The sequence below is a fragment of the Nafulsella turpanensis ZLM-10 genome, from assembly GCF_000346615.1.
GTDB classification, from domain to species: domain Bacteria; phylum Bacteroidota; class Bacteroidia; order Cytophagales; family Cyclobacteriaceae; genus Nafulsella; species Nafulsella turpanensis.
Genome location: NZ_ANNU01000066.1, coordinates 1 through 19,960 on the forward strand (window position 1 = coordinate 1; position 19,960 = coordinate 19,960).

Below are 19,960 nucleotides of genomic sequence, written 5' to 3' on the forward strand. Positions count from 1 at the left end.
CTCCTTGTCTCATAACGTTTCTTTTTGTGTATCGCTATTTCAGGACGGGACAAGTACCCATAAAAAAGCAGGCTGACGAATTTCGTCAGCCTGCTTTTTTTGGATATTTACAAAAGAGCAATATGCCTGCTTGTTTAAGCAGTGGATTATGCTCCCTGTTGCTGCTTAATCATGTTCAGTGCAGAACCGGCCCAGAACCAGGCGATTTGCCCTTCGTTATAGGTGTGGTTTGCTTTGAACTCATCTGTTGAACCATCAGCATGGGTAAGCCTTACCGTTAATGGTGTTTCCGGCTTAAAGTTATCCAGACCGAGGATATCAATGGTATCATCTTCCTGTACTTTGTTGTAGTCGCTCGGATCGGCAAAGGTAATGCCCAGCATACCTTGCTTCTTCAGGTTTGTTTCGTGGATACGGGCAAAAGATTTTACCAGAATTACACGAACACCCAGGTGGCGAGGTTCCATTGCCGCATGCTCACGAGAAGAGCCTTCGCCATAGTTGTCGTCCCCTACTACCACTGAGCCTATATTGTTTTTCTTATAGTCACGGGCGGTAGCCGGTACTTCCCCAAACTCACCGGTAAGCTGGTTCTTTACTTTGTTAGTAGCCTCGTTAAAGAAGTTAACAGCCCCAATGAGCATATTATTGGAGATGTTGTCCAGGTGGCCACGATACTTCAGCCATGGTCCGGCCATGGAGATGTGGTCGGTAGTACACTTGCCTTTTGCTTTAATAAGCAGTTTCAGTCCTTTATACAGTTCCGGAGTATTTGGTTTAAAGCCTTCCAATATCTGTAAGCGGTCCGAATCAGGAGCTACTTTAACTTCTACATTCTCGCCATTTTCGGCAGGTGGCTGGTAGCCGGCGTCTTCAACTGCAAAACCTTTGGTTGGCAGCTCAATACCTCTTGGCTCATCCAGCATTACATCCTCACCATTTTCATTCTTAATAGTGTCCTTCATCGGGTTAAAGGTAAGGTCACCGGCAATAGCCATGGCGGTTACAATTTCCGGAGAAGCTACAAAAGCGTGGGTATTTGGGTTGCCGTCGTTACGCTTGGCAAAATTCCGGTTAAAGGACGTAAGAATAGAGTTTTTACGTGAAGGATCCTTCATGTGGCGCGCCCACTGGCCAATACAAGGTCCGCAGGCATTAGCAAGGACTACACCACCCATGCCTTCGAATACCTGCAGCAGTCCGTCGCGTTCAGCCGTATAGCGAACCATTTCGGAACCTGGCGTTACGGTAAATTCCGATTTTGCCTTCAGCTTTTTATCTACTGCCTGCTGGGCTACAGAAGCCGAGCGGGTCATATCTTCGTAAGAAGAGTTAGTACAAGAGCCAATAAGACCTACTTCAAGCTCCTGTGGCCAGCCTTTATCTTTTACTGCCTTGGCAAACTCAGAAAGTGGCCATGCGGCATCCGGCGTGAAAGGGCCATTGATATGCGGCTCCAGTTCGTCCAGGTTGATTTCAATCAGCTGGTCGAAATATTTCTCCGGATCGCCATATACCTCCTCATCGGCACGAAGGTTTTCGCTGCGCGCATCAGCTAATTTAGCCACATCGGCACGGTCAGTTGCCTCCAGGTATTCGCGCATTTTGTCGCTGTAGTTAAAGAGCGAGGTAGTTGCACCAATTTCGGCCCCCATATTACAAATGGTACTCTTACCCGTACAGGAAATAGAATCAGCACCTTCGCCAAAGTATTCTACAATATAGCCGGTACCACCTTTTACAGTAAGGATACCTGCTACTTTAAGAATTACGTCTTTGGCACTGGTCCAGCCGCTCATTTTTCCGGTTAGCTTCACACCAATTACTTTAGGGAACTTAAGCTCCCAGGGCATGCCTGCCATTACATCTACTGCATCGGCACCACCAACCCCAATGGCCACCATTCCAAGGCCGCCGGCATTAGGGGTGTGAGAGTCAGTACCAATCATCATACCCCCCGGGAATGCATAATTTTCCAGCACTACCTGGTGGATAATACCGGCACCTGGCTTCCAGAAGCCTAAGCCATATTTATTAGATACAGAGGAAAGGAAATCATAAACCTCTTTATTTACATCAACTGCTTTCTTAAGGTCCGCTGCGGCACCGGTTTCGGCCTGAATAAGGTGGTCGCAGTGAACAGTAGAAGGAACCGCAACCTGCTTTTTGCCGGCCTGCATAAACTGCAGCAGTGCCATTTGGGCGGTGGCATCCTGCATAGCTACGCGATCAGGAGCAAACTCCACATAAGATTTGCCGCGGCCATAAGATTCGGTTGGTGTTCCCTGAGAAAGGTGAGAGTACAGAATCTTTTCAGTTAAAGTTAGTGGGCGGCCCACTATTTTTCTTGCTGCTTTAATACGATCATCCATCCGATCGTAAACAGCCTTGATCATGTCTATGTCAAAAGCCATTTTATAAAAATTTTATCGTTTAAAAGTACTCAACCTGTCAACTTAACATTGGTAGGCAGCGCAAAGTTACAAAATTTGGCTTATTTTAAAATTGCCTGCGCTACTTCTGTAGGGAGCCAGGTGATGGCAACCTGCAAAAGAATGAATTTTATTACATTTCAGATTTAAAATCTGAACAGAATGGGAAAAATTGTAGGGTGACCGTGAGCTGGTAAAACGAGTGAAGGGAGAAGGATAGTGGAGAGGTTGCCTCAGAGGCAGGAAGGGAACTTTGTTTTTTTAGGTAATAACTGTTTGAGTATAAGTGGATTGTCCTGCTGGTGGTGAGATTTTACTTTAAAACGGAAGCCAGTCAGCCTAACTTTTTTGATTTGTGGGTGCTTTTGCTGACTGCAGCGGCATTCATGCAAAGGAATACGATAATACTCAGATGTAGTAATTTCGCTTTAATTCAATTTTTCTAAACGATTATTCAAATCATATTTACAGTCTGATTAATTTGATATAGCTGTATCTGCCTTACATGATATGATTGAAATGAACAATTATAGCTGTTTACTGATAAGAAAAGTTAGCAGGAGCCTCTCCATGCTGCTTTTGGTCTTTTTTATTTGTACCAGTCTGGCAGCCCAGGAGCAGCCATTGAAGTTAAATGCCAATGTTATAGAACATCCCTGTTCGGGCGAAGGTCATGTTATTTCACTAAAGGCTGAAGGAGGGAAAGAACCTTATAGTTACAGGTGGAAAGATGGAACAAGTGGAGGTTTCCGGGAAGGTTTGACTTCAGGTACCTATGAGTGTGTGGTAGAGGATGCCCAGGGGAAGTCTATTAGTAGAGTGTTTAATTTTGCTGCTCAACCAGCCCCGCTTGTGCTGAAATACACTCAGGAAAAAGCAGCAGAAAACTTGGCCAGCCTTTCGTTGCAGGTAACAGGAGGCAAAGTGCCCTATACTTATTACTGGTTTGGTCCGGGCTTAGATACAGAAGCGATGAGAAACACCTCTTCCCACTCAGGTTTACCTGCCGGTACTTTTCATATAATTGTGAAGGATGCCAGTGAGTGTTCGGAAAATATCACTGTCACTATTAAGTAAAACCTGTAAGCTATGAAGCATTTCTACTTTAAGAACTTTTTTACGCTTATCTTCATCCTAACAGGATTTACTGCATTTAGCCAGGTACCTGTTTTCGAGATAAATAATATTAAGCATCCCTGCGATGGCCAGTCTAATGGTTCATTTGAGGTGTTGGTAACTGCAGGAGCACCTGAATTTAGCCTCTATGTTTTTGGTAGCAGAAATGGGCAGGCGATAAATGGAGTTCCTATTACACAGGGAGAGCCATTTGTAGTGGATCAGATGAACCCGGGGAACATTCTTGTGGTAGTCTCTAACTCTGCCGGACAGGCTTCATCTAACAATGTGTCATTAGTTGCCACCAGTGCTGTTTCTATTGATGATTATGTACTAACCCATAACACCTGTCAGGATGAAACTCCCTCTGGAGGTATTTCTCTTTCGGTAAGTGGAGGAACTGGTAATTATAGTTATTCTTTCGATGGCGGAAACACTTTTGTTTCTCTACCAATAAGAAATTTAGCAGGCGGAGAATATACCTTAACTGTTTTTGATGAAGGAACAAGTTGTTCTGATGAAATTACCTTCACTATTGATGATCAGCTTTCCCTTACAACAATCAATCCCGCACCATTATGTTCAGATGAAGGATTAATAGATTTAACAGCCTATGCTACTCCCTCTGTAAACGGGGGAGAATTTACATTTACAGGAGAAGGAGTTTCAGGAAATAATTTTGATCCTTCAGCGGTTGTTTTTGATGAAGGCTCTGCTTCATCTTCTGTGTCTGTAAATGTATTTTATGAGGTAAATGGCTGTTCTACAACCGAAACTATTGTAATTACCGTAAACGAAGTGCCTAATCCTCCTACTCCGGCGGCTGTCATTTCCCCGGTTTGCGAAGATACCGATGCACCAGTAGTTACTCTGGAAGGCGAAAACATCCTTATCTATTCCGATGCAGCCCTTACTACCCAGGTAGGGAGCGGCAACACTTTCGATCCTGAGTCAGATCCTGCCTTTTCAACAGCTACAGGAGGCATAGCCTTTACTTATTATGCTACTCAGCAGCTCAATGGTTGTACCAGTGAGGCTTTTCCTTTTCACATTCCCGTTATTGAAAACCCTGAAGCGGTTTTTGCGACCAATGCTTTGGAAGTATGCCAGAATGAGGATGCTGCCCTGCGGGTAAACCTTAGCGGAGTAGCCCCTTATGAGCTAACCTATGAAGCAAATGGAGAAGAAACCACTGTAACAGGTATTAATGAGGATTTTTATCTGATTTCATTTGACAGCCTCCAGGCAAATGTAAGCGTTAAGCTTATAAATATTAAAGGAAGTACCGGTTGCGAGCAGGCTCTTTCAGAAACTGCCACCATTACTGTTAATGCGCTTCCTGCCGTTACCCTGGCTGCCTTTAGCGATGTATGTGACAAAGACCCTGCCTTTGCTTTGTCCGGCGGTACACCTGCTGGTGGTACTTACAGTGGTAAAGGGGTAGATAGCAGCACAGGCTGGTTCAATCCTGCTGATGCAGGGGAGGGCGACCATATTATTACCTATACCTATACCGACGCCAATGGCTGTACCAATTTTGCAGAATCTACCCTTACTGTAAATCCGCTGCCTGAGGTGACTTTAGCCGGCTTTGCAGATGTTTGTGCAGAGGATAAGCCTTTTGAATTAAGCGGAGGCACTCCTGCCGGTGGTGTGTATTCCGGTCCTGGTGTTGTGGATTCTCTGGGCACCTACTTTTTTAAACCATTCGCAGTAGAAGCAGGCACTCATTCAATTACTTACACTTACACAGTTGATTCCTCCAGCTGTGAAAATTCTGCTCAAAATACGATTACGGTAAACCCCATGAGGGCTCCGGTTCTAAACCTGAAGGTGAGTGAAACAGAGGTTTGTGCAGGCAACAGTGTAACCTTTTCGGCTGATGTTACGGACGGAGGTACCAATCCTACTTATAACTGGTACCTGAATGGAGAGCTGGTGGCCGATAATAATACCGACACTTATACTTTCGAGCCCAAAGATGGAGATGAGGTTTACCTGGAATTTACACAGGGTACCTTAGATTGTGGAACAGGCGAAACAGTGTTAAGTCCTGTGCAGGCCATTACCGTAAATGAGCAGCCAACTGCCAGTATTGCCGAAGATGCAACCATCTGCGAAGGTGGCGACGCAACGCTTACTCTCAACTTTACAGGAACTGCACCATTTTCAGTGCAGTATTCGAATGGAACAGATACCCTAACTCTTGCAAGTGCAATTGCTTCAATGGAGCTGACGGTTAGCCCTGCTGTTACCACTACCTATACGATTATAAGTGTGGCAGATGAAAAGTGCAGCCGAACAGTTGCCGGAGAATCAGCTACCATTACAGTAAATGAAAGTTCAATACCACTGGTGAACATTACACCAGTTTCTGCTGAAGTGTGCCAAGGTGCTGAAGTAAACTTTACCGCTTCTGCTACCAATGCAGGTACGGATGCTACGTATACCTGGTTTGTAAATGAGCTAGCAGTGCTCAGCGGAATTAATGAAACAGCTTATACCTACTCACCGGCAGATGGCGATACAGTTTACGTTCAGCTGACGCAGGGAACCATTGAATGTGGAACAGGCGAAACTGTAAATTCCAACAAAGCAGGCATAAAAGTTGAATCTGCTCCAGATGTCACCTTTACCGGCCCGGCCACTGTTTGCCTGGCTGAGGTGCCGGTAAGCTACAGCCCGACAGTAGCAGGGGGAACCTTTAGTTCCAGTGTGGCAGGTGTTATTTCTGCTGAAGGAAACTTTAGCCCCGATACTGCCGGCCTGTATACTATATATTATAGTATCACTTCCACACTTGGCTGCTCTTCGATTGATTCAATGAGTGTACAGGTAAATCCTGTCGATGCTGTTTCGGTTGAGCTGTCAGTTGATCAGGCAGAGGCCTGCGGCACCACGAACGAATTTGTCTTTAACGCCAGCATAACCAATGGAGGAGATAATCCGGGAATTCGCTGGTTCATCGATGGGGTAGAGCAGAAAGGTGAAACGGAAGCTACATTTACCGTTGCGAACCCTCCTTCCGATTCTGTTTACAATGTAAGCGTTGCAGTTACGCAGGACAATTCTACAATGCTTTGTGGAAATGGCGCTACAGTAACTGATAATGAATCAATTACGGTTTATCAGTCTCCGGTTGCTACATTAAGCACCACCGATGCCACTACTATTTGTAAGGGAGAAAGCATCAGCCTGCAATTTAACTTTAGCGGGACTGCACCTTTCGAACTAGCCTATACGAATGGAACAGATACCACTTCGCTGAGTGGAATTACAGAAAATATCTTATCTGTTTCAGTGCAACCATCTGAAGGCCAGGTGTATAGGGTTGTTTCTTTTGCCGATGCCAGCAGCTGTACAACCAGCTTTAGTGGCGAAGTAAATGTTAGCGTAAATGATGTACCTGCCGGAGTACCTGCAAATTTACAGGCCACGACAATCGCGTGTAGCGAAATTTCCGTAGGGTGGGACGGTACAGTGAATTCTCAGGCCTATCAGATTCGCTGGTCAGCAGACCCTGCTTTTGAAAGCGGTGTAGGTTCCGATACTGTTTCGGTAACAACTGCTACCATCAGTGGCCTGAGCGGAGGAGCCACGTATTATATTGAGGTAACTGCTCTTAATGCTTGCGGAGCTGCAGAAAATAGTGCAGTGACCAATGTTACTCTGCCTGAAACTGTGGCAGCACCGGAAAATATCACCATTACAGAAGAAAATTGCGATGGCTTTACCGTAGCCTGGAATAAAGTGGCTGGTGCAGAGAGTTATGCACTCGATCTTGCAACAGATGCTGCTTTTGAAAATTTTGTCGAAGGGTACAATGCCTTCAGTACAACTGATACCACGGAATTAGTGAATGGGTTAGAGCCGGTTAATTATTACCTGCGCCTGCGTTCAATCGATAGCTGCGGCATTAGCCAGAACAGTGTGGTGGTGCAGATAGACCTGAGTAAATATGTAATGGACAGCCTGAGCGCGAGCATTACATCTGTAAAATGTGCAGACGATTCTACCGGTAGTATTTCGGCACTCGTGGCTTATTATAATGAGCTGGCAGTTGAGGCAGATGAAACGACCTTCACCTTCCTGTGGAATACTGGCGCCACAACCAGCCGTATAGATAATCAGCCAGCAGGCGAGTATTGGGTGGAAGTGACGAATGTGGCCGGATGCAGCATACGTGATACATTCGAGATTACACAACCACAGCCAATCGTGCTGGAGGTGAATCAGGAAGATGTAAGCTGTTTTGGTGACAGCACAGGTACGGCTACTGTTAGCATCAGTGGAGGAGTGGAAGATTATTCTATTGTGTGGACGAACAGTAATGCAGAAGTTCTTGCGACCGATACCTCCCACATTTATCAGCTTGCTGCTGGTAAGTATTTTGTGAATGTAACAGATGCCAATAGCTGTGTTGCCCGCGATAGTGTTACTATCACCCAACCGGAGCAGTTAATTCTTACTGTTGATAATATCCAGAATGTTAGCTGTCCTTCCGACAGCACCGGCAGTATTTCAGTAAGTGTAGCAGGTGGTGCAGGAAGCTACCGTTACGTTTGGCATACTCTTTCCGTGGCGGAAGATCAGTTTACGGTAAGCAATCTTCCTGCTGGTAATTACCCACTTACGGTATACGATGCCCTCAACTGTAGCATTAGCGATACCCTGCAAATTTCATCGACCCACCCTCCGGTAGTGGTAAATTTAGGGCCGGATCGCTGCGAAACAGAATCAGCTGTTTTAGATGCAGGATTTGATATAGCCGATTATGCGATAAGCTGGAGTACAGGGGAAACTACGCAGACCATTACCGTTACAGAAAGTGGAAGTTATGCTGTAGAAGTAAGCAGCCGCAGCAGTGGATGCGTAGGCACCGATACCGTCAACATTAATATAGGAGAACCGATTGCAGCCAGTGTTGAAATTGACCTACTGGAAGATGAAAGCTGCAGCGGAACAGAATTTGTAGTCGTGGCGAATGCACAAAATGCAGGCGCGGCCCCCGATTATCAGTGGTATTTAAATACCAAGAGAGTAGGGGTAAACAGCGATACACTCAGGCTCACCAACTTTGCGGAAGGCGATACCATCCATGTAGTCGTGCAGCCTGATGTCAGCAGTAGCTGTGTGGCTGCAGAAAATGCGGGCGATACACTCATCATCAGCACACCATGGCTACAGGCACCTGTTATTGAAGCAGCACAGCTGGAAGTGTGTGGTGAAGAAACCATTAGCGTGGTGGCAGAAGGCGAAAACATCCGCTGGTATCTGAATGCTATCAGTGAAGAAACATTCCTGCAGCAGGGAAATACCCTTAGCTATACAACTGCAGAAGTCGCCGACACCATTTACCTGCTGGCAACCCAGCAGCTGGGCAGCTGTAATCCTGGCCGGGCCGATACCCTTGAAGTAATCATCAGGAGTACGGTAGCACCGGTAATACCGGAGGATATTACCCGCTGTGGTAATGAACCCCTGCCGGTAATAGTGGCAGAAGGCGAAAACATTCGCTGGTATGCCGATGCGGCCCAAAGCCTGTTTATTAATGAAGGAAGTACTCTGGAGCTGACCGCTCTTACCGGTAGCGACAGGATAACTACCGATACTACTTTCTATGCAAGCCAGACCATTAACGGCTGTACCAGCCTGGTGGATAGTGTAACTATTACGACCCTGGCCACACCGGTAGTAAACTTAGGCCCCGACATTGTTCGATGCAGCCCTGCTGAGGTGGTACTGAATGCCGGCTACAATCCCGCCGATGGCTATTTCATTGAGTGGATCAATACAGGTGCAACTACTCAAACCGATACGGTTAGTCAGACCGGAAATTATAGAGTAAGAGTAACTCATATCGAATCCGGCTGCTCAGCTGAAGATGAGGTGGTGGTTACCATTTCCGAAGAGATTAGCTCACGCGTAGACATAAATGCCCTGAGTGAAATAAACTGTGGAACAGAAAGTCTGCAGTTAGAGGCTGGAGTAGTAAATAATGGTGAAAATCCAACCTACACCTGGTTCCTGAATGGTACCCTGCTGGAAGGTGAAACCGGCGCTGTTTTAACGCTTAGCAATTATGCCGATCAGGATTCAGTAAGCGTAAGTGTAAATGTGGACCTGGAATGTGCGACAGAAAATCCCGTTAGCAATTACTTTAATATTGAAATGCCGGAGCTTGCTCCCGTAACATTGAGTAGTACTGCTGAAACAGTTTGTATAGGCGAGGCTAACCCTGAATTTACAGCCTCGAACATGCTTGAAGGAAGTGTGATCCGCTGGTACAAAGGAGCGGTACATGCCGATAGCCTTGTAGCAGAAGGAACAAGTACTTATACTCCAGAGGTTAGCGAGGCAGGTACCTATACGTACCTCGTAACCCAGACCACAGAACGTTGTGGAACCAGTGAAGCTGCCAGCATGGATTTAACCATCAATGGCGATGCAGACTGCGCCCCTGCGTGTGATTTTACACCTACAGCCAGTATCGAAATACTGCCGGGAACAGTCCTTTGTGAAGATATTACCACCATTAGCCTTCGTGCCGATACCGTAGAGGTAGGGCCGAATGCCAGCTATACCTGGTTTTATGAAGGAACAGAAATAGGAACCGGAATTACATTCGATTATAGCAGGGCAGAAGGTTTTACCGATGGAGCTGAAGTAAGCCTGCTTGTAAATATCAATGATGAAGCTAATGCCTGCAACGGCGTGGAAACGATAGAACAGAGCGTAGCACTAAGCATTAGCAGCCAGGTGCAGGCGACTCTCTCAATCAATCCGGTAGACCCTGTCTGCTTAAGTAGCGAAGGCCAGGTGACCTTTAATGCCACCGGCACCTACATCGACTGGAGAGCCCAGGGACTGGTAACTAATCTTAGCTGGTACCTCGATGGTGTACTGATGCAGACAGCCACGCTGGAACCAGAAAGCAGCGAAGCCGCCCTAAGCTTCAGTATCGCTATTAGTGAACTGACGGAAAATAGCCGCCTGGAGCTGATGGCGGAGCTGGATGAGAGCCTTGCCTGCGTTTTAGCACCAGGTACGGCAGAGTACCAGATTCCTGTAGCAGAAGCTCTTGCGCCGAGCGTTAGTTTAAACAGCTCTGCCGGTGCAGATGGTGTATGCCCCGATACTAGCATCAACTTTACGGCTGTAGCAACAAACGCAGGAGAGGAGCCGGTTTATACCTGGTATGTACAGAAAGAAGGAGAAGTGGCTGTAGAAATGCAGAGTGGACTTTCCAATGCCTATACACATAATAATCCGGCGGCGAATGCACAGGTATGGGTAACCATTACTACAGATGCCGAAACCAATCTGTGTTTTTCTGCCAAAGAAGCTACTTCAACTGCCTATACTATTGTCATCAAATCTGAAGAGGATTGTGCTGACGGCGGCGGAGGCGGTGAATTTAACTGTAATGCCTTTAGCATTGAACTGTTACAGAAAGATGAGCCAAGCTGCGGTGAGAACAATGGTTACCTGAAGTATGCAGTGAGCGGAGGTGTATCACCTTATACAGTTCGCTATACCTTTACTGAAACCAGCATACCTGAGGTACTCCATGGCGATGTGGTGGAAGTGGATATAGAGAACATCCCGGCCAACACTTACGGGTCTTTATCTATCGTGGATGCAGCAGGTAATTCCTGCTCACTAGATAGCATCAGCCTGCCAATGGCACCGCGCATCTCCGCAACTTTAACCAAAGCAGCTAATGGAGACGTTACCTGCCACGGAGAGGAAATGGGTAAAGCAAGGCTTGAAATTACAGGCGGTAATGAGCCTTTCCAGTATAAAATTTCTGAGGAAGAAGGCTGGGTTACTGTGCCTGGTCGTCTGCTCGACTTCAATAACCTTCCTGCCGGTCTTAATACCGTTCTGGTAAGGGATAACGAGGGAGACGAATGTATGACCTCGGCCACTGTCGAAATTATGAGCCTGTATCCGCCGCTGGAAATTGTAAGCTTCGATACCGAAGATGCCAATTGCAACGACGACATGGGTAAAATCTGGATTAATGAGATTGAGGGTGGCAATGGAGGTCCTTACAGGATAAAACTGCAGAATGAGCAGAGCTTCCGCGACTTTGACCCATCGGTACCATTTGAGGGTCTTATCCGTGGACAGTACAATGTTGTGGTAACAGATGGAACATGTGAAATTACCCGCGAAATTAGAGTGGGTTCTCCTGGTCTGATAGCGATTGACTATGAATTAATACCATACGATTGCGAAAACCCAGGCCTCAAAGCAGGCTTATATGCGAGCATTAATCCAGACTTAACAGAGGTTGAAGGAGAATTTGAAGCCTCTATCTCCAAAAGGAATGAGACCGGTGAATATGTGGTGGTGCCTGGGCTTGAAGCCATTCGCTTTACGCAGGGCGAGCTGTACCAGTATGGAATGGAAAATGGGACTTACTCCATAGAAGTGCGCAATGTGGACCGTAAAGGCTGTCCTGAGAATATCAGTGGTATTGTCATTGAAGACTCTGAAATGCCAAGTGCGATTACCTTCACCCATACACCGGAACATATCTACTGTGTAGATGCAGTGGGAGGAGTAACAGTAACCGAGCTTTCAGGGGCGCGGAATGCGGCCTACATTATCAGTATTTACCAGAATGACCGCCTGGTAAGAGAGCGGACCATTGAAAATGCAGAGTATGTCGTAAATAATGGTAAGGAAGGTGTTTACCGGATATCAGATTTACCTGCCGGTATTTATCGAATGATGGTGAGCCAGGAGCAGGGTGGCTGTGAAGGCATTGAAACTTCAGAGCCTGTTGCTTTCCGGATTGAGGAGAACCCAAGCATGTTGTATGCCGAAGTGGTGGAGAAGACAAAATCCTTCCCGGAAAGAGGCTCCGCTAAGCTGAAACTGGCGGTACAAACCAATAGTGGGCAGGAGCCTTACCTGAGCAGTATCTATCTCGTCGAACCGCTCTTCCCGGGCCAGCAGTATGTTTCAGAAGAGGACACCGTGCAGTACAACCCGATTGAAGCTACTTTCGAACATACTTATGAAGGTTTGCCTGCAGGTGTTTACGAACTGTACGTGAGCGATGCCAATGGCTGTACGTTCTTTATCCAGGATACCATTGCACACGATGAGAGCCTCTTTATACCGAATGTAATTACTCCTAATAATGACGGCTATAACGAAGTATTCTATGTTCGGAATATCCCGCCAAGCGGTACGAGGCTGATTATTACGAACCGTTGGGGTAAGGTGGTATACAGTACTAAAAATTACCAGAACGACTGGACCGGTAGCGATATGGAAGATGGAGTTTATTACTACCATCTGCTGGTCGCGGGTGGGGAAGGAACAGAAATGAAAGGTTGGGTAGAAATAAGGCGGGGAACCCGACCTTAAGCAGCCATAAATTTTAGAAGCTGTGCGGTTTATCTGCACAGCTTTTTTTTCAGGATGTTTATGATTATATTAAGGTAAGTATCCTGGTGTTAAAAAATTGAAGCTGGAATAGCCGTAGGTAGCCAGAAATACTATATGGGAAAAACATCTGGAAATGGAAAATGACAGAATGCAAATGGAGCAGGCTCACCAGAAGGAGCTGACTATAGGAGCAGTGGAAGCAAATTTATACGCTCTTCTTTTTGTTCTTCCGATTCTGCTGTTGTTTGGTTTGCCTTATGTCCTTATCTGGCATGAAAAGTTTAGTCTCTCTAACTTTACTGCTTTTATGGATGCCTGGTCGGAATGGCTGTTACTGAGTCCGCTCATGATTATCCTTATAATGGCCGTTGGGGTGGTCCTGCATGAGCTTATCCACGGCATCACCTGGTCCCTTTTCTGTAAAAACGGCCATCGTTCTATCCGTTATGGAGTAATGTGGGAATTCCTGACCCCCTACTGCCATTGCAAAGAGCCGCTGGCTCTTCGTCCTTACCTCCTGGGAGCAGTTATGCCCGCTGTGCTACTGGGATTTGCTCCTTCTGTTTACGGCATTATCAGCGGGAGTTTAGGCTGGCTGCTTTTTGGCCTTACCTTTACCCTTGCGGCCGGTGGCGATTTTATTATGATTTGGATGCTTCGGAAAGAATCAAAGGAAAGCTTTGTACAGGACCATCCTGTTAAAATTGGCTGCATTGTGTATGCCGCTAATGAGCAGAAGTATGAGAAGTCTCCTGTAAAGGCATAAGAAGTTAATTAGCCACTTAAAAAAGCCAAAGGCAGAGCAGGTAAATAGAGCCTCCCAAAAGCATAATAAGGCTGCTGTAAGGCAGAATATCCCGCGCATCGAGCCTGGTAAAGCCCAGGAGAGGAAGAGCCCAGAAGGGTTGCAGCATGTTAGTGAGTCCATCGCCATAAGCCAGGGCCATAATTACCTTGCTGGCAGGTACACCCAGGGCATCTGCCGCCTGTACCACCACCGGGCCCTGTACTGCCCATTGTCCTCCACCACTCGGAACAAATATATTCACCAGGCCGGCACTGAAAAAGGTGAAGATGGGAAGGGTATCTGGTGTGGAGAAGGAAACGAAGATTCCGGAGAAGGCTGTAATTAGCCCTGAGTACTTCATTATACCCATAATGCCAGCATACAACGGAAACTGGATAATGATGCCTGAGGCGCCGGCAACCGCCTCCTGTACAGCCCACAGGAAGCGGGCAACGGAACCATGGAGCAGCAGTCCGAGCCCAAAAAGTAAAAAATTAATAAAGTTAAGGTCCAGGAATCCTAAAGGATTACGACCCTCTGCCGACCAGGCAGTATAAAAAGTCAGAATTAATATAGCACCTCCCAAAAGCCAAGCAAGGTAAGGCTGTTGGTCTACTTTTTCGGCAGGGGTGTGGGCGCTGAAAGAGATATTGCCGGAGTCTTCTCCGGAAAATTCCGGAAATTGCCCCGGGCCTGATTTTTTGCCTACCCAATACAAAACTGCGGGAATAAGTGAAAGGAGCAGGAGAAAAGCCACCATATTCAGGGGCGAAAGCAGGGTTTCACTAATGGGAATTTGCCCGATGAGGGCTGCCAGGAAGTGTTCCTCCTCGGCTACTACCAAAGGGGCAGAACCTGAAAAACCGCCATGCCAAACCATCATGCCACTGTAGCCTGCTGCAGCCACCAAAGGGTAATTAATGGATATACCCTCCGCTTTTGCTCTTTCTCCTATTTTACGGGCCAGAATAGCGCCAAAAATAAGGCAAAGCCCCCAGTTGATAAAGCCGACGAACATTGCGGCAAAACCTGCTAATGCGGCTGCCCGGCCGCTGCTGCTGGCATAGCCTGTCAGGAGACGAATAGCTCTTTGTGCGGCAGGCGTTAGGGCCAGGGCATGGCCCAGCACCAGAATGAGCACCATTTGCATGGAAAAAGCCAGCAGTTCCCAAAAACCTTCGTACCAGTACCCCAATACTTCCATTGGGCCACTCAGGGTAAAAATCAGGCAAATCGCAAAAGCCAGTACCATAAGAATGGTGGCGATGCTAAAGGGCGATGGCAGGTAGTTGTGGACAAAACGAACGTACCAGTTGGCGTGCATGGGCTTATAGTTGAGTTAAAAACTCCAGCGTATCTACTCCGTCAGCATAATCCCACAGTTCGGGTTCCTGTGCTGTTCCAAAGTTGATTTGCCCGTCTTCATGTCCTACAACACATTGTATTTTAGCCGCCTGTGAATTCAGCTTTTCCTGTAATTCTTCTTTACTGCTGTAGTGCTCATAATACACTACTGATATTGGAGATACAAACGCCTGGTCTTCCTTTAGCATTAAAAAGCCATTGTCGAGGTGGGCAACCCTGTTTACCAGGTAAATTGATTTATTGTAGTCGTAATTATTAACATATTTATGGTGGTTCCTCAAGCTGTTATAAGGCTCCAGTGCATCGAGCAGGGGAGAGAAATTATAATTTTCCGGTACAAAAAGCTTGCTCACATTTCGGCAGCCCAGGCCAAAGTACTGGGTAATGTCCAGTCCTAGCCGAAAGAGTTCATCAGTACTTTCGCTGCCATCTAGAACCGCACAGGAACTGCGGTTCTTGCGGATAATGTGCGGCAGCTTACTGAAGTAATATTCAAAATAGCGCGAGGAGTTATCGCTGCCGGTGGCAATCATGGCATCCATGCCTGTGAGCTTATCTGCAAAATTGATTTGCTTACGAAAGGCCGGTTCAATTTCGCATAGTTCATTCGCCAGGAAGGGCAGGAGGGCCGGGTCCTGAGAGCTTAACTTCGCATAAAGAATATGGCCAGTTACTAACACCGACAGAAAATCATGAAAGCCAACCAGGGGAATGTTCCCCGCCATTACCACCCCAACTTTTTTAGGGGCAGGATTTTCGTCAGGCAGATCGTACCGGCTGAGCCACTGCTTAAGCTTTTCCTCATCAAGGTACCGGCTAATACCATCAAGGGCCAAAAGCACATTTTCTCTGGTAAACCAGCTATTATGGGCAGCTGCTTTATAATACAGTTGTTCTTTTTCTTCGTCTGAAAAGTTACGGACCAGCTGGCCTAATGCTGCCAGTGCAGCAATACGGTTTGAGAGTGTCATGATTATTCGTCTGTTATTAAAAAGTGGCTGCTTGGTAGCAGCTCTCTTTTGCACCAGAATTGTATTTTTCGGCTCTGGCTGCATGATTTACAAAAATACTGATTATTTTTGTGAAGATTTTTACAGGCAAACATAAACCATTTGGCTTTGTTTAGTTGGAAAATCAAATCTAAATTTTAATACATCAAAAGAAGATATATCCTATGGCAATAATGATCACCGATGAATGCATCAACTGTGGTGCATGTGAGCCCGAATGTCCGAACACTGCCATTTATGAAGGTGGCATGGAATGGACCTGGAGCGGTGGCACGGATTTAAAAGAAGTTAAACTGGAAGATGGAACAGTCGTGGAAGGGAATGCCCCTCAGGAACCTGTTTCAGATGAATTCTACTATATCGTAACAGGCAAATGTACCGAGTGTATGGGCTTTCATGAAGAGCCGCAGTGTGCCGCTGTTTGCCCTGTAGACTGCTGCGTAGATGACCCCGACCACCGCGAATCAGAAGAAGAGCTGCTGGCTAAAAAAGCATGGATGCATAAGGAGTAGGGAAAGATAGAAGATTACAGTCAATAGATAAAGGATTATAAAAGCAAAACAGGCTGCACCGGAAGGACAGCCTGTTTTGTTTTTAAGATTGGTGATTGGTTGGTAGAAAAAGTTAAGTCTCCGTTCTCACCTCTCCAGTCCCATAATTATTTCACCGCATCTTTCCCCGTTTACTTAAATAGGTACTGAGGACCTTCTGATAGTCCTGCTCAATATTGGCCTCCACAAAATCAATTTTTAGCTGCATACAACGAAGCTTTAGCTCCTGGTAGTACTGCTGCATATTTTTCTGGTACTGCTCACGAATCTGGGCCGGATTCAGTTTAATTTCCTGCCTGCTTTCCACATCAATAAAACGATACGGGCGGTCTTCAAATGCCAGGTTTAGCTCAGTCGGCTGGTGGGTAACATGGAAGACCAGCGCCTCGTGCTTATTGTGGCGAAGGTGCTGCAGGGCAGAGAATATATCATCTATCGCCTCCTCCTGGCTAAACATATCGGAAAACAGAATGACCAGTGAGCGTTTATGGATTTTTTCAGCTATCCGGTGAATGACCTCTGCTACTTTGGTTTGTTGTCCGGAGGGGTTTTGCCGGAGCATCTGCTGCATATGGGAAAACAGTTTTTGCAGGTGCGTGGGAGTGGATTTTACCTCACTGGCAAATTCTACCTTATCTGAAAAAACCGTAAGGCCGACCGCATCGCGCTGCCGCTGGAGCAGGTAAGCAAGTGAGGCGGCACATAAAATGCTGAAAGATATTTTTCCTTTCCCCTCCTGAGGGTAGTACATAGAGGAGGAGTTGTCGATTAGCAACTGACAGCGGAGGTTGGTTTCCTCTTCATAGCGTTTGGTATAGAGGCGGTTTGTGCGGGCATATACCTTCCAGTCGATATGGCGGGTGCTTTCGCCGGCATTAAAGAGGCGGTGTTCTGCAAACTCAACCGAAAAGCCGTGGTAGGGCGATTTATGGAGGCCGGTAATAAAACCTTCTACCAGTTGCCGGGCCAGAAGCTCCAGATTTGCGGTTTGGCGGATGCTTTCCAGGTCTATGGTCATGGAGGATAATTAAAAATTATGAACTAAAAATCCAGAAGGTGGAAGAGGGAATCTGAAACAGGAGATAAACATGAGCATAACCTGGTTTGTGTAATCCGGCGGAAGCGTAAACCTTCTATTTTAATACTCTTCCTGGTTCTCACATTCCCGACTTCACTACTCCACTTCTTCGAGCCTTACTTTTGTAGTGCCTCGGTCAATAAAGCCCAGTTCATGTGCAGCTGCCTTCGAAAGGTCGATAATCCGCTTTTGATGAAAAGGGCCCCTGTCATTAATCGTAACGACTACACTTTTATTGTTGCGCAGATTTGTTACCTTTACCCGCGTACCGAAAGGTAAGGTTTTGTGGGCAGCGGTAAAAGCGGATGAATCATAAAGTTCGCCGCTGGCAGTAGGCTTACCCTGGAAGCTGTTGGCATAAAAAGAAGCCCGCCCTTCCTGTGGGAGAATCTTATCTTGTTTCTCCTCAATGGGGTTGGACGTCTTCTCAAAAACCAGTGGTTCTGTAGAAAATGTATCTGCACCGTTAGCATTTTCTTCTTCGGACGGGCCGCAGGAAGCGCTAAACAGGAGCGGTATAACGATGAGTAACAGTAGCTTATTCATTTTGTTGGAATATTTTTTTTAGTTTTGTTTCGTGATAATTTATTTATCCATATCTTTAAAACGAAATTATATCAATTATTTCCTTTAAATTCTTATAATTTTAGGTTTTCATATAAAATAATGTATCGTGGAAGAGAATAAGGAAACAGAAAAGGCAGAAATCTATAGCCAAAGAGTTAGAGCTGGTAAACGCACTTATTTTTTCGATGTTAAGTCTACCCGTTCCAATGACTACTACCTAACCATTACGGAAAGCAAGCGGCGCTTAAAGGACGATGGCTATGTGTATGAGAAACATAAAATCTTTCTGTATAAGGAAGATTTCGAAAAGTTTCTCGAAGCCTTAAAAGATTCGGTTGACCATGTGAAAACCGAGTTGATGCCGGAATACGACTTTTCACAATACAACAACAAAGAAGAAGACGAAGGGGCCGAGCTGGATACCGATCTTAGCTGGGACTAACCCCTCATAATATTTAACCGGAAGCCCTTGTATTTGTACGAGGGCTTTTCTTATTTGGTGTATGGCCAGTTTTAATCCTAAAATTGAGCTGATTAAAAGCTCGCTTATTGTTCTTGCTGTAGTGGTAGGTCTTTTCCTGCTTGCTACCTGGTTATTCGCCAATATTCTTATTTACCTGCTTATTTCGCTGGTATTAGCCACGCTTTTGCGGCCCATGGTAACCAGCCTATCCCGAACCCAGTTTATCGGGCTCCGGCTGCCCAGGGGTTTGGCTATTCTGTTTTCCTTTCTTGTTCTCTTCCTGATTCTCATCCTGTTCGTGGTCCAGTTTATTCCGCTGGTTTCCGACCAGGTAGAGGTACTGGCTACTATCAACTACGAGAAACTTTACGATCAGTTTACCAGGCCCATTACTATCTTCGAAGAATTTATGCTTGAGCATGGGCTCATGCAGCGGGAGCCTGGATTTATTGTGGAGGGCGTAAGAGGGTACATGAACCATATTTTCCAGAACCTGGAAATACAAAGTATTGTCAATAGCCTGCTTGCCCTTACGGGTAATATTTTTATAGGCCTGATGGCCGTGCTCTTTATTACTTATTTTCTCCTGCAGGAAAAAGGCCTGGTGCGGAAAAATCTTATTGCCCTTATTCCCAATCAGTACTTCGAAGTATCTATTGCGGCAGTTTATAAAATAGAGAAACTGCTCTCCAACTATCTGCTGGGCTTATTCTTTCAGATGTTTGCTATCTTTAGCCTTGCTTCCCTTGGCCTGAGTATAGTAGGAGTAAATTATGCCCTTACGATAGCTGTTTTTGCCGCCGTCGCCAATATTATTCCGTATGCCGGTCCGCTGCTGGGAGCCGCCTTTGGTATAGTAGTGGCCGTTTCCACTTCAGCAGATATTCCGAATCTGGATGGCTATCTTTTCCTGATCGTAAAGATATTGGCTGTTTTTGGCACTGTACAGCTCATCGACAACCTTTTACTGCAGCCCTTAATTTTCTCAAAAAGCGTAAAGGCCCACCCATTAGAAATTTTTCTTGTTATATTTGCAGGCGCATCTCTGGGAGCTCAAATGGATAATGTAATCCTGGGGATGGTGCTGGCCGTACCCGCCTATACAGTGGTGAGGGTATCTTTCCTTGAATTTTACAAAGGATACAGCCAGTACAGAGTATTTAAAACGAAGAGTTAAATATAG

General features: G+C 46.1%; 11 protein-coding genes. 6 read left to right on the forward strand and 5 right to left on the reverse strand.

The genetic code is table 11. The annotated features are described in order from the left end of the window. Positions 1 to 146: 146 nt before the first annotated feature. Positions 147 to 2,414, reverse strand: a complete 2,268-nt coding sequence (locus tag F752_RS0120660) for an aconitate hydratase (protein WP_017733656.1) — start codon at positions 2,412 to 2,414, stop codon at positions 147 to 149. A gap of 588 nt (positions 2,415 to 3,002) precedes the next feature. Between F752_RS0120660 and F752_RS0120665 the strand changes: the two genes are divergently transcribed. The 3 genes from F752_RS0120665 to F752_RS0120675 all read left to right on the forward strand — a co-directional run bounded on the left by F752_RS0120665 (position 3,003) and on the right by F752_RS0120675 (position 13,722). After that, complete coding sequence (locus tag F752_RS0120665) at positions 3,003 to 3,509, forward strand: hypothetical protein (protein WP_017733657.1); 507 nt, start codon at positions 3,003 to 3,005, stop codon at positions 3,507 to 3,509. Between the two features lie 12 nt (positions 3,510 to 3,521). Beyond that, on the forward strand, positions 3,522 to 12,935 hold the full coding sequence (locus tag F752_RS0120670) for a T9SS type B sorting domain-containing protein (RefSeq protein WP_017733658.1): 9,414 nt from the start codon (positions 3,522 to 3,524) through the stop codon (positions 12,933 to 12,935). Positions 12,936 to 13,089: 154 nt separating this feature from the next. Further along, a complete protein-coding gene (locus F752_RS0120675) occupies positions 13,090 to 13,722 on the forward strand; it encodes a DUF3267 domain-containing protein (RefSeq protein ID WP_017733659.1) in 633 nt (210 codons plus the stop codon). Between the two features lie 16 nt (positions 13,723 to 13,738). Here the strand turns inward: F752_RS0120675 and F752_RS0120680 are convergent, their stop codons facing one another. Together F752_RS0120680 and F752_RS0120685 are read right to left on the reverse strand one after the other, a co-directional pair. After that, complete coding sequence (locus F752_RS0120680; RefSeq protein WP_017733660.1) at positions 13,739 to 15,067, reverse strand: short-chain fatty acid transporter; 1,329 nt, start codon at positions 15,065 to 15,067, stop codon at positions 13,739 to 13,741. A 4-nt stretch (positions 15,068 to 15,071) separates the two neighbouring features. Continuing rightward, the gene (locus tag F752_RS0120685; protein WP_026135888.1) at positions 15,072 to 16,079 is read right to left on the reverse strand and encodes an acyl-CoA reductase; all 1,008 of its coding nucleotides are present in this window, start codon (positions 16,077 to 16,079) and stop codon (positions 15,072 to 15,074) included. 203 nt (positions 16,080 to 16,282) lie between these two features. On the opposite strand from F752_RS0120685, the gene F752_RS0120690 reads away from it, so the two are divergent. Beyond that, complete coding sequence (locus F752_RS0120690) at positions 16,283 to 16,630, forward strand: 4Fe-4S dicluster domain-containing protein (protein ID WP_026135889.1); 348 nt, start codon at positions 16,283 to 16,285, stop codon at positions 16,628 to 16,630. Positions 16,631 to 16,781: 151 nt separating this feature from the next. On the opposite strand, the gene F752_RS0120695 is transcribed toward F752_RS0120690, so the two are convergent. Further along, positions 16,782 to 17,687 carry a DUF58 domain-containing protein gene (locus tag F752_RS0120695; RefSeq protein WP_017733663.1) on the reverse strand — a complete coding sequence of 302 codons (906 nt, stop codon included), beginning with the start codon at positions 17,685 to 17,687 and terminating at the stop codon, positions 16,782 to 16,784. 156 nt (positions 17,688 to 17,843) lie between these two features. Next, positions 17,844 to 18,293: a septal ring lytic transglycosylase RlpA family protein gene (locus tag F752_RS25615; RefSeq protein WP_017733664.1), complete on the reverse strand. Its 450-nt coding sequence runs from the start codon at positions 18,291 to 18,293 to the stop codon at positions 17,844 to 17,846. Positions 18,294 to 18,420: 127 nt separating this feature from the next. Between F752_RS25615 and F752_RS0120705 the strand changes: the two genes are divergently transcribed. Continuing rightward, positions 18,421 to 18,756 carry a DUF3276 family protein gene (locus F752_RS0120705; protein WP_017733665.1) on the forward strand — a complete coding sequence of 112 codons (336 nt, stop codon included), beginning with the start codon at positions 18,421 to 18,423 and terminating at the stop codon, positions 18,754 to 18,756. A 61-nt stretch (positions 18,757 to 18,817) separates the two neighbouring features. After that, positions 18,818 to 19,954, forward strand: a complete 1,137-nt coding sequence (locus F752_RS0120710) for an AI-2E family transporter (RefSeq protein ID WP_017733666.1) — start codon at positions 18,818 to 18,820, stop codon at positions 19,952 to 19,954. Positions 19,955 to 19,960: the final 6 nt, after the last annotated feature.